The 15976-nt window shown below is 37.2% G+C and carries 12 protein-coding genes; 8 read left to right on the forward strand and 4 right to left on the reverse strand.

Translation table 11 applies throughout. The annotated features are described in order from the left end of the window. Window positions 1-162: 162 nt before the first annotated feature. Complete coding sequence (gene uvrA, locus Q4503_RS06425) at window positions 163-2988, forward strand: excinuclease ABC subunit UvrA (RefSeq protein ID WP_303601740.1); 2826 nt, start codon at window positions 163-165, stop codon at window positions 2986-2988. Window positions 2989-3166: 178 nt separating this feature from the next. Here uvrA and Q4503_RS06430 read toward each other — a convergent pair whose 3' ends face one another. Next, window positions 3167-3931, reverse strand: a complete 765-nt coding sequence (locus Q4503_RS06430) for a CPBP family intramembrane glutamic endopeptidase (protein ID WP_215974208.1) — start codon at window positions 3929-3931, stop codon at window positions 3167-3169. A 223-nt stretch (window positions 3932-4154) separates the two neighbouring features. Here Q4503_RS06430 and Q4503_RS06435 point away from each other — a divergent pair, with 223 nt between their 5' ends. The 6 genes from Q4503_RS06435 (at window position 4155) to Q4503_RS06460 (ending at window position 10476) form a co-directional block, all read left to right on the forward strand. Continuing rightward, window positions 4155-4694 carry a GNAT family N-acetyltransferase gene (locus Q4503_RS06435; RefSeq protein WP_303601741.1) on the forward strand — a complete coding sequence of 180 codons (540 nt, stop codon included), beginning with the start codon at window positions 4155-4157 and terminating at the stop codon, window positions 4692-4694. A gap of 69 nt (window positions 4695-4763) precedes the next feature. Further along, window positions 4764-5396 carry a fused MFS/spermidine synthase gene (locus tag Q4503_RS06440; protein ID WP_215974206.1) on the forward strand — a complete coding sequence of 211 codons (633 nt, stop codon included), beginning with the start codon at window positions 4764-4766 and terminating at the stop codon, window positions 5394-5396. Beyond that, window positions 5389-6300, forward strand: coding sequence for a spermidine synthase (locus tag Q4503_RS06445; protein WP_303601742.1), 912 nt, complete (start codon window positions 5389-5391; stop codon window positions 6298-6300). Before Q4503_RS06440 ends, Q4503_RS06445 begins: the two co-directional genes overlap by 8 nt. A gap of 87 nt (window positions 6301-6387) precedes the next feature. Then, the gene (locus Q4503_RS06450) at window positions 6388-8283 is read left to right on the forward strand and encodes a propionyl-CoA synthetase (RefSeq protein WP_303601743.1); all 1896 of its coding nucleotides are present in this window, start codon (window positions 6388-6390) and stop codon (window positions 8281-8283) included. A gap of 428 nt (window positions 8284-8711) precedes the next feature. Further along, entirely contained in the window at window positions 8712-9080 is a 369-nt protein-coding gene (locus tag Q4503_RS06455; protein ID WP_303601744.1) for a hypothetical protein, read from the forward strand. Window positions 9081-9093: 13 nt separating this feature from the next. Then, window positions 9094-10476: a lyase family protein gene (locus tag Q4503_RS06460; protein ID WP_303601745.1), complete on the forward strand. Its 1383-nt coding sequence runs from the start codon at window positions 9094-9096 to the stop codon at window positions 10474-10476. Between the two features lie 169 nt (window positions 10477-10645). Here the strand turns inward: Q4503_RS06460 and rluF are convergent, their stop codons facing one another. Beyond that, window positions 10646-11458 (reverse strand): 23S rRNA pseudouridine(2604) synthase RluF, encoded by an 813-nt coding sequence (gene rluF / locus Q4503_RS06465; protein ID WP_303601746.1) that lies wholly within the window; start codon window positions 11456-11458, stop codon window positions 10646-10648. 121 nt (window positions 11459-11579) lie between these two features. Between rluF and Q4503_RS06470 the strand changes: the two genes are divergently transcribed. Beyond that, window positions 11580-12272 carry a glycerophosphodiester phosphodiesterase family protein gene (locus tag Q4503_RS06470; RefSeq protein WP_303601747.1) on the forward strand — a complete coding sequence of 231 codons (693 nt, stop codon included), beginning with the start codon at window positions 11580-11582 and terminating at the stop codon, window positions 12270-12272. 60 nt (window positions 12273-12332) lie between these two features. Here the strand turns inward: Q4503_RS06470 and Q4503_RS06475 are convergent, their stop codons facing one another. Further along, a complete protein-coding gene (locus tag Q4503_RS06475) occupies window positions 12333-13622 on the reverse strand; it encodes a hypothetical protein (RefSeq protein ID WP_303601748.1) in 1290 nt (429 codons plus the stop codon). Continuing rightward, window positions 13619-15973: an EAL domain-containing protein gene (locus tag Q4503_RS06480; RefSeq protein ID WP_303601749.1), complete on the reverse strand. Its 2355-nt coding sequence runs from the start codon at window positions 15971-15973 to the stop codon at window positions 13619-13621. Before Q4503_RS06480 ends, Q4503_RS06475 begins: the two co-directional genes overlap by 4 nt. Between the last annotated feature and the right edge of the window lie 3 nt (window positions 15974-15976).

The following is a 15976-nucleotide window of genomic DNA, read 5'->3' on the forward strand; positions in this document are numbered from 1 at the left end:
TATTTGCCAATCACGTGTCCATACTCAAACATACGCCCCTAAACAGAATCTAGAAGAATCACAAAATAAAAGCGTTTAATAACTGAACATCATTTTTCTTTATGCTGTTCTTTATGCCATAATGTTTGGCTGTGATTTTGACTATAAATTAATAGATAAAAAATGAAGAGTATTGAAGTAAGAGGCGCACGTACCCATAACCTGAAAAACATTAACTTAACTATCCCTCGTGATAAATTAGTGGTTATTACTGGGCTTTCAGGCTCAGGAAAATCATCACTGGCTTTCGATACTTTATACGCTGAAGGTCAACGTCGTTACGTTGAATCTTTGTCAGCCTATGCACGTCAGTTTTTATCGTTAATGGAAAAACCCGATGTCGATCACATTGAAGGTTTATCGCCGGCTATTTCTATTGAGCAAAAATCAACGTCACATAATCCCCGTTCTACAGTGGGTACCATCACTGAAATTTATGATTATTTACGTTTATTATATGCTCGGGTGGGTGAACCACGCTGTCCTACGCACAAACAACCTTTAGCAGCCCAAACCGTTTCCCAAATGGTAGATAGTGTTTTAGCACTTGAAGAAGGTACTAAAGTGATGTTGCTTGCGCCGGTATTACAAGACCGTAAAGGTGAGCATGTTAAATTACTCGATAACCTAGCTGCACAGGGATTCATCCGTGCTCGAATTGATGGAGAAGTCTGTGACTTATCAGATCCACCAACACTAGAGCTTCAGAAAAAACATACCATTGAAGTGGTGGTTGATCGTTTAAAAGTACGTCCAGATATTCAGTTACGCTTATCAGAATCGTTTGAAACAACACTTGCGTTAACATCCGGTACGGCAAAAATAGCCTTTATGGATGAGCCAAATAGAGAAGAGTTACTCTTTTCCGCCAATTTTGCCTGTCCACATTGTGGTTATAGTATGCAAGAGTTGGAGCCGAGATTATTCTCCTTCAATAACCCTGCAGGTGCTTGCCAAACATGTGATGGCCTAGGTATAGAACAATTTTTTGATAGCAGCCGCATAATAGCAAACGAAGACTTAAGCCTTGCCGGTGGCGCTATACGTGGTTGGGATAAACGTAACTTTTATTATTTCCAAATGTTACAGGCCTTAGCTGAACACTATGATTTTTCAATCGACAAACCTTTTAAAACGTTAACCGAAGATTCCCGTAAAGCAATACTATACGGTAGTGGTAAACAAGAAATTGAATTCAAATATATGAATGACCGTGGCGATGTAGTGCTACGTAAACATCCATTTGAAGGCATTATTAACAATATGCAACGCCGCTATAAAGAAACTGAATCGAATGCGGTACGTGATGAGTTATCAAAGTATTTAAATAGTCAACATTGTCCTGACTGTAACGGAAGCCGTTTACGTTTAGAAGCTCGTAATGTTTTTATTGCCGATACCCCACTCACGGTTGTTGCTGAATATGCGATTGCGGATGCTCTTGAGTTTTTTCAAAATTTAAAATTAACAGGACAAAAAGAGCAAGTTGCAGAAAAGATTTTAAAAGAAATTAACGAACGTTTGGGCTTTTTGGTGAATGTTGGACTAAATTATTTAAATTTATCTCGCGGAGCCAATACGCTTTCAGGTGGAGAAGCACAACGTATTCGTTTAGCCAGCCAAATTGGTGCTGGCTTGGTTGGCGTAATGTATGTGCTCGACGAACCGTCCATTGGTTTACATCAACGAGACAACGAACGTTTATTAAGCACACTTATTCACTTACGTGATCTAGGTAATACTGTCATCGTTGTCGAACATGACGAAGATGCCATTCGTGCTGCCGACTTTGTCATCGATATCGGCCCTGGTGCCGGTGTTCATGGTGGAGAGATTATCGCTCAAGGTACGGTAGATGATATTTTAAAATGTAAGGACTCACTTACTGGTAAATATCTATCTGGTGTTGAGTGTATTGAAATTCCTAAAAAGCGCCATCCATTTGATAAGAAAAATGTCATTGAACTAAAAGGTGCTAGCGGCAACAATTTAAAAAATGTTGATTTAGTGATCCCTAACGGACTGTTAACTTGTATTACTGGCGTTTCCGGATCAGGGAAATCGACTCTCATTAACGATACTTTATACAAACTCGCTCATATTGAACTTAACGGTGCAACGCTCGATGAACCTGCCCCATATAAATCTATTAAGGGATTAGAGCATCTTGATAAAGTTATTGAGATTGATCAAAGCCCAATTGGTAGAACACCTCGCTCAAACCCTGCCACTTATACTGGTATATTTACTGCTATACGCGATATTTTTGCTGCGACACAAGAGTCTCGTTCTCGAGGGTACAAATCAGGTCGTTTTAGCTTTAATGTTAAAGGCGGCCGTTGTGAAGCTTGCCAAGGTGATGGGCTAATTAAAGTAGAAATGCACTTTTTACCTGATGTTTATGTACCTTGTGATGTATGTAAAAGCATGCGTTATAACAGAGAAACACTTGAAGTCTTATATAAAGGTAAAAATATTCATGAAGTCTTAGACATGACAATTGAAGATGCTTTTGAGTTTTTCAATGCTATTCCAGCGATAAAACGTAAACTTAACACCTTACTTGATGTTGGTTTAGGTTATATAAAACTCGGGCAATCAGCGACGACACTTTCAGGTGGTGAGGCACAACGCGTTAAATTATCTAAAGAGCTATCGAAACGAGGCACAGGACAAACATTATATATATTGGATGAACCAACAACCGGTCTACACTTTCATGATATTAAGCAATTAATGCAGGTAATTCATCGCTTACGCGATGATGGTAATACTATTGTCGTGATAGAACATAATCTTGATGTGATTAAAACCGCTGATTGGATTGTCGATTTAGGTCCTGAAGGTGGTTCAGGTGGTGGTGAAATATTAGTAACCGGTACGCCAGAACAAGTAGCACAACATGAAGGTTCACATACTGCTCGCTTTTTAAAACCCTTATTAAGTTAACAATTAATACTTTTAAAAATACCCAATAGTCAAAGAAGGACGATAGTTTCCGCCCTCCTTTGACTATTGCTACACTATGCTAAATAATTTAAACCAATGAAATTAATGAAAATATCTTAAATCAAGTTCAAGCTAAATAACAAAAAATAAGCTTAAACCTTTCTTGCTAAATCAAAATTTACATAAAGAAAAACATCACGACAATCCCTAGGCTATTAAAGAGTATATGAATTGCAATGCTGTAACTAACATTGCCGGTTTTATAACGAGTAAAAGCTAATACTAATCCAAGCAGAAGTATGATGAAAAAAGTAATCATATTGTCATACTGAGTATGAATAATAGTGAAAATAATCGAGGTTGCAATCAATGCCCCCGTGTTACCTAACTTGGTTTGCGCTATTTTACTGTAAAGCCAACCGCGAAAAATCAACTCTTCCATAACAGGAACAACGAAACACACAGTAACTATCACTAATATAACGGCTATCACACTGTCACTGGCAGCTTTTACATCCAGCATAAACTGTTCAATGGGTACATTAAGCCAATCACCTACTAATGAAGACACTCCCCAGAACATAAAACCTACACCTAACCACATAAACAAATTTTTAGCTATTACAGGCTTTAGTGCCCAAAAATCAAAGCGTTCTCGCCAATTACTCGCCTGAGTTGCTGCGTTCAATAATGGTATAGTCATAATCGGTGCAATTAGCGTCATCACTAACAAAGTCAATACAGAAGTCATCTTGGCATCAATAGCTTCGTCACTAAAACCAGCATCTTGAACCCCGTAAAAAATTCCTAAGCCCAAAAACATCAATATTTGAGGGACAAAAAGTAATACAGCTAACCACAACAGTACTTTAATTAGACTTGAATTAGGCTTAACAGTTTCTACATCAGTTTTTTCAGTAAGAGTGTCCATATCTAGAGGCATGTTAACGATTCCTTTTTAATTTATTCATTCCATTTGATATCGAACTATTTATTTTAGAAAAGATTAAAATTTTACTCACATTTAAATATTCGACAGAATAAAGATAGCAAAATAAAATAATCTCATCCATCTTCCCAATAACTATTAAGAACACTCTTAACCCATTGATTCAATAAATAGGCATACCTTACAATACACAACTAACAAATACAGGTGCTTCATCATGATAATTAAAAACTCTGCACGCTTAAGCTTCCGCCTTATGGAATCACAAGATGCACAATTGTTATGGCAACTAGATCAAGATCCAGAAGTTATGCATTTTCTTAATGGTGGACAACCTACTAGCATGACAAGCATTAACGAGGTTTTTATACCACGTATGAATGCTTATAGAGATTCAGAAAAAGGCTTTGGTCTTTGGCACGTTTCTGACAAAAATAGTCGAGAATATTTTGGCTGGATATTAGCCAGGCCAATGGATTTCTTTAGCGATAAACCTGACTTAGCTGATATTGAATTGGGTTGGCGTTTTTTCAAAAAAACATGGGGGAAAGGTTATGCGACTGAAGCAGCTATAGCCATTAAAAATTCCTTAGCTACACAGGCTAATATACAGTCTTTTTCAGCTTTAGCTTTGGAAGATAATATCGCCTCTATAGCAGTGATGAAAAAAATGGGTATGCGCTTTAAAAAAAAATACGATCATCACACCCCTTTGGGCAACTTTATCGCTGTACACTACCAAATGGCGATAAAATAGCTTACTCTGGTATTTATCATAATAACGATAAGGGCTAAGCTACTGAAAACTTCAACTAATAATCAATATATGGAAAAAAATTATCCCAATATTTTAATTTATTTACTCGCCTTTACCAGCGGCTTCTCAATCATGGGTATAGAGTTGTTAGGTGGCAGAATTTTAGCACCATTTTTTGGTAGTTCGGTGCATATTTGGGGCAGTATTATTACCGTCTTTATGCTGAGCTTATCCTTAGGTTATTTACTTGGAGGTAAGCTTTCAACACGCTCTCCTTCACTTTCAATCTATGGCCAAATCTTCTTTATTGCGGCCATCATGGTGTTACCTATTGCTTTGTTTGGTCAATGGTTAATGGAAACTGTTTTTCTCAATGTAGAAGATTCTCGTTACGGCTCTTTATTAGCATCTATGGTACTCTTTTTTATCCCCACGGTTATCCTTGGTATGCTATCCCCTTACTCTGTACGTCTGTTAGTCACCAACTCTGATGAAAGTGGTCAGGTGGCGGGCAAGCTTTATTTTGTATCAACCTTAGGTAGCGCATTAGGTACTATTGTTACCTCTTTCTACCTAATTTTATGGTTTGATATTAATACCATTATTTATAGCTTTAGCGGTATTCTTGCGAGCTTAGGTTTATTAGCTATTCTTGTCCATAAATTACAGCCATCAACTAAAATTGAGAATAATTATGCTTAAATATATTACCTCGCTGCTACTATTATGTTTATTAATGACTAGCACCTTAGTTAAAGCAGAGGTCATACACAAAGAGCGCTCGCTATATCGTAATATTTTAGTCGAAGATAATAGCGATTTACGCTGTTTAAAATTTAATACCAGAAGCACGCAAACTCAACAAAGTTGTTTTTTAAAAAGCCAACCTGATCACCTAGTCTTTAATTATACTAAATTATTAATGGCGAGCTTATTGTTTAATACTCAGCCAAAGCGCATTTTAATTGTTGGCTTAGGTGGAGGTACTATGTCAAACACGTTGGCACAACTTTACCCGCAAAGTGAAATTAATAATATAGAAATTGATCCCGCTGTAATCAAAGTAGCACGTGATTATTTTGGCTTTTTAGAGAGTAACAAAATAAAAACTTATGCCCAAGACGGCCGTATTTTTATTAAACGTGCCCTACTCAAAAAAGAAAGTTATGACTGGATAATTCTTGATGCTTTTAACGGTGACTATATTCCTGAACATTTAATGACAAAGGAATTTTTACAGGAGGCTAAAGCATTATTAAGCGATAACGGCATATTAAGCGCCAATACTTTTTCATTAAGTAAACTTTACGCTCATGAATCTGCAACTTATAAAGCTGTGTTCGGTGATTTTTATCAAGTCACCAATAATGCTAATTCAAATCGCATTATTGTGGTAAGTAAAAATGGCTTTTCTAACAATCGTATTAACAATAGCCTAAATAAACAGAATATCGACAAACTTGATAAAACCTTATCCTACTATGGCGTTGATATTCCATTACTTTATCGAAAAATGATCAATACTAAAAATAATCAAGACTGGCCAAATGATACACGAGTACTCACCGATCAATTCTCTCCTGCCAATTTATTAAATGTAAAGTAGCTATAAAACTAGCCGAAAGTCTAATTGGTTTATTTTGTCGACACTTCTATAGTGTCGGTATAAATAAAAACTTACGTAGGACAGATCATGAACTTTGCAGACCAACAAGAAGAGGCAGTTAAATCAACAAAAGCTTACTGGGAAAAGCAATCAAGGCTTGTTTCTTGGTTTACAAACCCCAAAACAATATTGTCGACAAATGATAATGACTGGACTGATTGGTTTGCCGATGGAGAACTTAACACTAGTTACCTTGCCCTTGATTACCACGTAGAGCAAGGTCGTGGCGATCAAGTGGCCCTTATTTATGACTCTCCTGTAACAAAGACTAAACAAAAATTCACTTACTCAGAGCTAACAGAGCTAGTTGCAAAATTTGCCAGTGTACTGCAAAGTCAACAGGTAAAAAAAGGCGACCGTGTTCTTATTTATATGCCAATGATTCCTCAAGCGGCTATTGCAATGCTCGCTTGCGCCAGAATTGGTGCTATTCACTCTGTGGTATTTGGTGGCTTTGCCGCAAAAGAGTTAGCAGTACGAATTGACGATGCAGAGCCCAAAGTCGTTGTAAGTGCTAGCTGTGGTATTGAAATTGAGAAAGTAATACCTTACAAACCCCTGCTTGATAAGGCGATTGAACTAGCACAACATAAGCCAAGTAGTTGTATTATTTACCAAAGAGAACAGTTAAGTGCACCAATGATTGCTAAACGCGACTATAATTGGCAGACACTTATGGAAACTGCAAACGCCATTGCACCTGTAAAACTTAAAAGCACTGATCCACTCTATATTCTTTATACGTCTGGCACCACTGGTAAGCCTAAAGGTGTTGTTAGAGATAATGGCGGGCATGCCGTTGCTATGCTTTACAGTATGAAAAATATTTACGGCATGAACACCGGAGATACCTTCTGGGCTGCTTCAGATGTTGGTTGGGTTGTTGGTCATTCATATATTGTCTATGCCCCATTAATGGCTGGTTGTAGCACCATTTTATATGAAGGAAAACCAATTAAAACACCTGATGCAGGAGCTTTTTGGCGTGTCTGTGAAGAATACAAAGTTAATGCTCTGTTTAGTGCGCCAACTGCATTTCGTGCTATTGCTAAAGAAGATCCTGATGGCGCATTAATGAATGACTATGATTTATCACATTTACAGCGCCTCTACCTTGCTGGAGAACGCCTCGACCCTGCAACTTACCATTGGTTAAGCGATAAATCTCAGCTACCTGTCATTGACCACTGGTGGCAAACAGAAACAGGTTGGGCAATCGCTAGTACACCATTTACTGATGAAAGTTGCACCGAATTAATGCCAACAAAAGCAGGCTCCGCTGGCTTTCCTGTACCAGGGTTTAATGTTGAAATTTTAGATGTTTACGGCAAAGCACTTCATGCAAATCAACAAGGTACTGTCGCAATAAAACTGCCAATGCCACCGGGTTGTTTAGCTGCTATATATCAAGATGAAGAGCGTTTTAAATCAAGCTACTTATCAACCCACCCTGGTTATTATGTTACTGGCGATGGTGGCTATATCGATGAGTCAGGTTATTTATTTATTATGGGCCGAACAGATGATGTCATTAATGTTGCTGGACATCGCTTATCCACAGGGGAAATGGAAGAGGTTTTGTCTAGTCATAATGCTGTCGCTGAATGTGCCGTTATTGGTATTAATGATGCATTAAAAGGGCAAGTACCTTTTGGCCTAGTCGTTATCAAAAATGGCATCGAAGAAAGTGATGATAGTTTATGTGCTTCACTAAAAGATAAAGTCCGAGCAGAAATAGGCGCTATTGCATCTTTAAAAGGATTGATCATTGTTGAGCGCCTGCCAAAAACACGCTCAGGAAAAATATTGCGTAAAACCCTAAGACAAATGATTGATGGACAAGCAATAGATATCCCATCAACCATTGATGATCCACAAGTATTAGATGAACTATCATCAAGACTAATAGGTATTGGAAATTAGTTGTTAATATCGGTAGCTTAAAGCTAAATAAAATTGATTACTTACCCATCTAGCGGCCAAAGCTTGTGACTAAAAATAAGTTTAATATCCAGCCAGGTGGGTAAGTCATTTAATAAATAAAACAACACCCACTTCCAAAAATGAAAACTTAATACTAGCTTTCATGCTGTGCGTCATTTCAATAATAATAGTCTATCGCCTAAAAATAGCAGTCCATACTTAGGCAATAGCCTATGATGAAAGTGAGTTATAAAAACATACCTTTTTGAGCAGATCTGCTTATATCACACCTTTCATTTAAAAATATCGTTGTAAAACCTTTAAACTTATCCTTACATTAATAAGCAATCCAACCATTGCAAATAGAAATCATTTGCATTAACATTTGATCTTGTAATTAATAACTGCAATAAATATTTTAGTCTACTATGCAAATTTCACCGCCTTCTCATAGCCCTTCAGCTACTCAGCTGCTAGAACAAAAAATTCGTACTGGCACAGAGCCTGATAATATTATGTTACTAAAACTATGGTTAAATATTGGCCAAAGTGACAACTTATCAACTAAGCTATTACGCGAGCGATATACTGCACAATTCTATTTATTGTTAGAAACTATAGTCGATGATTTAGTACCACGTCATTGGCGCTGCACATGCCTAGACAATATTTATCTTCCTCTTAGCTCACTGAAAAAAATAGCGAATGATGATAAATCAGAACAACATCTACAACACCTATTTAATGAACTGGCTATTTCTACACATTATGTAGAAAGAAGCCTATCTTCTTATTAACGATGGAGTCACCATGGAAAAGTTTCGTATTGAAAAAGATAGTATGGGAGAGCTACAAGTTCCTGAAAATGCACTATACGCCGCCCAAACACAACGTGCGATTAATAACTTCCCTATCAGCGGTCAGCAAATGCCGAAAGCGTTTGTGAAGGCACTATTACTTGCAAAATATTCGGCAGCAAAGGCAAATGGTGAATTAAAACAGATACCTCTACCAATGGGCGATGCAATTTGCCAAGCCGTTGATACACTATTAGCTGAAAATTTTATGCGACACTTCCCTGTTGATGTATTCCAAACAGGCTCTGGTACTAGCTCAAATATGAATGCAAATGAAGTGTTAGCTACACTGGCCACGAAGAACTTTGGTGACAATGTAGGTGCAAATGATCATATTAATTATGGGCAAAGTAGTAACGATATTATTCCAACAACCATCCATATTAGTGCGGCGCTGGAAGTAGAAAATAAACTATTACCAGCATTAAGCTATTTACGTGACGCAATTAACAATAAGGCCGATGAAGTCAGCCACTTTATTAAAACGGGTCGTACGCATTTAATGGATGCAATGCCAGTAAGCATGGCACAAACCCTTCATGCATGGGCAGATCAAATACAGCAAAATATTGAACATATACAAAGAATTCAACCTAGCTTACAAACATTAGCACAAGGTGGTACAGCAGTAGGAACAGGCATTAACGCGCACCCTGAATTTGCGACCACTTTTAATAACGCTTTATCAAAGAAAACGGGGATTAAGTTCAAACCTGCAAAAAATTTCTTTACTCATATCGGCTCACAGGATATTGCGGTAACACTGTCTGGCCAATTAAAAGCTATCGCAGTAACTATGATGAAAATTGCTAATGATTTACGTTGGATGAACTCAGGCCCCTTAGCAGGTTTAGGAGAAATAGAGCTAGAAGCATTACAACCAGGGTCATCAATCATGCCTGGTAAAGTTAATCCTGTTATTCCAGAAGCTGCAACTATGGTAGCTGCACAAGTGATAGGTAATGACACCACGGTCACAATAGCTGGGCAGTCAGGTAACTTTGAACTGAATGTTATGCTACCCCTTGTTGCCAAGAACCTCTTAGAAAGCATAGAGCTACTCAGCAATATTAGCCGCTTGATGGCAGATAAGGCGATAACTACCTTTAGGGTGAATGAGACAAAACTTTCAGAAGCGCTTGCTCGCAACCCCATTCTGGTTACAGCATTAAATCCAATTATAGGTTATTTGAAAGCGGCTGAAATTGCCAAGCTGGCCTATAAAGAAGGACGACCAATTATTGATGTTGCGGCTGAAAATACAGAGCTAAGTCGTGACGAATTAACTCGCCTGTTAGACCCTGCTAATTTAACGAAAGGTGGTATTCAAGGTTAATTTATACAGGAATGATCTAAGCGACTCATAAATAATGATAAAAAGACCTAACATTTACCTGTTGGGTCTTTCTTTATGGAAGCGATTTACCTTGGTTAATTACTGCTAAACAGTTATAAAATTTCAACTAATAACTTATTTTGATAGTGAAATTTATAGCTCACTACACTTATTTTATTAAATCGCTGTATGTCTTTTTCGCTTTCACTTTCGCAACAGTTTCTGTCGCTGTTTTGCTTGAACCACTGACCGCTTGATTAATCTCATCCATTTCAGCTGCCGTTAAATCACGCCATTGGCCCGATTTTAAATTACCTAACTCAACATTCATAATACGTGAACGTTTTAGCTTCTTAACTTCATAGCCTAAATATTCACACATACGACGAATTTGACGATTTAATCCTTGTGTTAAAATAATAGTAAACACAAAACGACTTTTTACGCGCACAATACAAGGCTTAGTTATAGTACCTAAAATTGGCACACCTCGAGACATTCGCTCAACAAAACGCTCACTGATCGGTTTGTCTACGGTGACAATATATTCTTTATCATGTGCATTTTCCGCACGGAGTATTTTATTAACAATATCGCCATCACTTGTTAAAAAAATTAACCCTTCTGATGGCTTATCTAAGCGACCGATAGGAAAAATACGCTCTTTGTGACCTATGGCATCGATAATATTGCCACGTACATGCGCCTCTGAAGTACAAGTAATGCCGATAGGCTTATTGTAAGCAATATAAATACGATCTGACTTATTTTTAGCACTAGCAGAAATTAACTTACCATCAACTTTGACTTCATCACCTGCCTGAACTTTAGTCCCTAATTCTGGTAACTTGCCATTAATAGTTACGCGATTAGTTTCAATTAATTTATCTGCACCACGGCGAGAGCAAAAACCAGACTCACTAATATATTTATTTAAACGTTTTCCAGTCGTTGAACTAGTAGATGTTAAGTTATCAGTCATTAAATTGTTGGCCATTGTCTTTTAAAACATATTAAATTAATTTAGTATCGGAATTCGGTATTATACTAAATTCCGATACTAAAACCCAATAGTATAACGATCACCTAAAGTGAGGCCTATCATGTTAATTTTTGCTCATCGTGGTGCTAGTGGTACAGAGCCTGAAAATACATTACGCGCAATTCAGGCAGCACTTGATATGGATGTTGCCGGCATTGAAATCGATATACATGAAGTAGATACCACACTCTATGTTATTCATGATCGATGGCTAAATCGCACGACCTCAGGAACAGGAAAAATATCTCAACATACTATTCAATATTTACAAGGTTTAGATGCTGGCTTAGGCGAAAAAATTCCGACGCTGGATGAAGTGTTATTATTAGTTGCCGGAAAATGCATTATTAATATAGAGCTTAAAGGTATTAGCAACATAGAATTACTGTTTTCCTATCTTGATAATGCACTAGAGAATTCATCATTAACTGTCGATAATATTTTACTGTCTTCGTTTAATCATCATTTACTTTATCACATTAATCAACAACGACCAGAATTTGCTATTGGCGCTCTCACGAGTTGTATTCCTCTAGAATACGCAAAATTTGCAACACAACTTAATGCCTATTCAATTCATGCTAGTGTTAACTTTATTAATCAAGCGTTAGTAAATGACGCACACAAGCGTGGTCTAAAAGTATTTGTTTATACGGTTGATGAACTCGATGATATTAAAGAGATGCAAACACTAGGTGTTGATGGTATTTTTTCTAACTTTCCCACCAGAATAAAAGACGTAACACCTTTTTAAATAATCGCGTAAGCCATCAATACGAATAATTAGACATATTTTAAATCCAGTTAAGGTTAACTAGAAAAAATAACGTGCTGATAATTGAATTTGCTTTTCAACCAAATCGGTTGAGTTATCTAAGTATGTACGAGCAGGCCTTTGGCTATCTATATAATTAAACTCTGCTGATATAAACCACTGGCGGCTAAAACGATAAGTATGATTTAAGGTAAATGCTTGACCATTTTCGTTATTATTATCGCCCCAAGTATCATCATTATCTGTCACAGAAAAATCTTCTAATCGTACAGTACTCTTATGTTTTCTGTTTTCCGACTTATCCCCCCAAGGAAAGTCTTCCCATTTATACGTTAGTGAGACAAAGGCATTACTATAATCATTATTAACAACATCCATTCCTGGACTACTTTGCATTAAAGTATCGCCAGACAAATATTGTGAAATAAGCGTAAAGTTTTTTGAAACATGCCAACTCATACCTAAATGATAGAAGCGCGTACGCCAACCGTATTGTCCGTTAATAACATCATAAGGCGTCGCTTTATTATTATAGTAACCTGCTGACAACTCAATTTTATTATGTAAAGACCACTCACCTCGAAGGTGATAGCCAATATCATCATCAATCTCTAAAAATGGCTTAGACTTATCCGCTTGTGCTGAAAGCTCTTCTCCTTCGGCTAGTGCTGGTAACCAAGGAAAAGCCCTAGCTTCTCCCCATAATGTTTGCCGACTACTAGTAGTCCAACCATGCCAAGCAAGTAAAGCGCCTGAAGGATCATTACCAACGAAAGCAGTTGCAGAGAATGATAAGTCGTAGGCATCATTATTCATTCGACCTAAACGTGTAATTTTAAATTCAGAGCCTAAAACACGTACTTCTTCACCAATCCAAGTATTTAATGTCGACGAATTAAGGGTATCTTTACTTGCCCATGCAAATGCATTATTTTCTAATGATATTTCAGGATAAAAAATCCCACCTTTTACCTGAAACCGATATCCTGATTCATTCGGTAAACTACGATATTTAACATAGGCTTCAGTAATTCCAGCGGCGCTGTCTTCTTGATCTAGAAAGCTATTCAAAACACCATGCACACTTAAGCCATTGTCCCACTGCGCACTAATATCGACTCCCGCTTGAGCAACATGAAGTTGTTGTCCATCACTTACACCAAACTTTCCTTGCCCGCCAGCAACGTAACCATTATCTGAAGAGTTTGTACTGCTAGCTCTAAGATCGACGATGCCATGAAATTTATATTCAGCAGCTTCACTTAATTGTACAAAAAACAATAAAAGTAAGCTGATACAACGATAAGAAAAAGTATTCAGCTTAATCACGTATTAATCTCATTATTAGTTATTGGCGCTTTAGGCTTTTTCTGTTCTAACAGCCAAGTTGTTAATTCATTCGCAGGCTTAGGTTTACTAATGAAATATCCTTGCGCTAACTCACAGCCATGCTCAGCTAACCAATTCAATGAAAATTCATCTTCAATACCTTCCGCAACGACGTATAGCCCCATATTATGAGCTAACTCAATTGTTGAGCGTACGATGATTTGATCATCCAAGTCATGCTCAAGCCGCTGTACAAAAGATTTGTCTATTTTTAATTCATGTACCGGTAACTGCTTTAATTGTGCAAGAGATGAGTAACCAGTGCCGTAATCATCAATTGAAATTTTGAAACCATGTTCTTTAAATGCACTTAATAACTTAATCGCTGATTCAGGGTTATCAACAACAGAGCTTTCTGTCACTTCTAATGTAACTTTCTCTGGTGGAACATTCGCATTCATTAATGACTGGCAAATAAATTGATGAAAATCAGCTTCCTTTAAATTTTCAGCTGAAATATTTATCGCCACGTTCAGCTCAAGATCTAATGTTTTCCATGTATTAAACTGAGCTAAAGCCGTAGTAAAAACCCAGCGAGTTAATGCTTTAATTTGCCCTGTTTGTTCAGCAATATGGATAAAATCATCAGGTGGCACCATACCTAAACGAGGGTGCTGCCAACGAACAAGCGCCTCAACATGCGTGATTACTCTAGACTCTAAGTTCATTTTAGGTTGAAAATGCAATTCAAGCTCGCCCGCAGGTATCGCTTGTTTTAAATCGTTAATTAAATTTAAACGCTCAACGGTATTCACATCTAGATCAGATTGATAGACCTGTACCAACTTGCCGGTATCACGTGTGTGATGTAATGCAGTGTCAGCCATTTGTACTAATATTTTCGCATCATTAGAATGCTCAGGCGATGTTGCAATCCCCATACGAGCTTGTAATTGTAAACTAATACCTTGATAGTCAAATGTTGACTCTAACGCGGCTTGTATTTTAACAACAATCGTATCTATGTCTAAGTCAGTAACAAGCAGTACAAATTCATCGGCCCCTAAATGCACCAAATGTTTAAATTCATTTGTTTTACATAACTCTTGTAAACGGCAGGCGAATTCCTTGATTACTTCATCACCAACATCATGGCCTAAAGTATCATTAACATCTTTTAAACGACTTAAGTTTAAATGTAATAAAGCAAAGGCTTGTTGCTGTTCTGTATACTTTTTTAATATTTTCTTAAGCACATTTCTGTTAGGTAAACCAGTTAGGGAATCATGGTTACCATGGTGTTTAATTGCTTCTTCACGCTGTAATACGGCTGTCTGCATATTATTAAATTCATCAGCCAACTGCCCTATTTCATTATTATCATTTAATGTCACTGTTTGCTGATAATCACCGCTGGCAATAACCTTAGCCTGCGCGACCAAACGCTTAATAGGTCGACTAATTGATGCTGCAATAAAATAGGCACTGGTTAATGATACTAATAATGTTAATGCTGCCAGTATTAAAAACCGCCACCATTGCTCTTGTAGTAAAGCGACAAAATTAGCGCGCAGGCCATACATCACAACACCCACTTCTTGCTCATCAAACTCGGTAATTAATGAGTGTGTTGCGATATATTTTTCAGGGATAATTCCTTGGATCATTTGTTCAGCTAGTGCTAATTCTTCTGAAGATTCTTCATCGGTTGTAGAAGAAGCAATTAGACGCCACTTACCATTATCTTTAACAATGAAATCCGTACTTAAGTTAGTGATATTCATAAACTCGATGGCTAATCGTTGGTCGATTTGAAAACCAAAAGCAACCCAACCTAAAGTTTTTGTGCCAACAGTAACCGGAGATAAACTAACTTGATAAAGATCTTCATCAATAGTGTAAAGGTGAGAAGATTGTCCAGAATCGAACCAGCTTGTAAAGCGAAAGACGGTGTCACTCTCTATACCTTGCTGAATTTTATTACGTTCATCATCGAGAAAATGTCGTTGTAATTGCCCTGTAACAACACCTTCAGCTGAAATTGTCATCGCTAAATCAGCATCAATACGTTTTCTATGATTATTTAACGCAACTAATAAGCTACGTGTATCGTCATTAAAAACTTCTTTTAGCCCATAATCTTTCGCTGCGGTTTCTGCGAACGCAACAAGGTATTCAGAACGGCGCTCAAATAACTCAGTAAAAATAGTTTTTGCCGTGGTTAAACGATTACTAATTTCAGCGGCTTCTTGATTTTTATTACCACTGTATAAAGTCCAAAAAGCTATTGCTTGCACCATAAGCAATAACAGTACAAAAAACAGAAATATTTTATTTTGTAGGCTTTTCACTGG

It is taken from the genome of Colwellia sp. 6_MG-2023 (genome assembly GCF_030547765.1).
Classification (GTDB): domain Bacteria; phylum Pseudomonadota; class Gammaproteobacteria; order Enterobacterales; family Alteromonadaceae; genus Colwellia.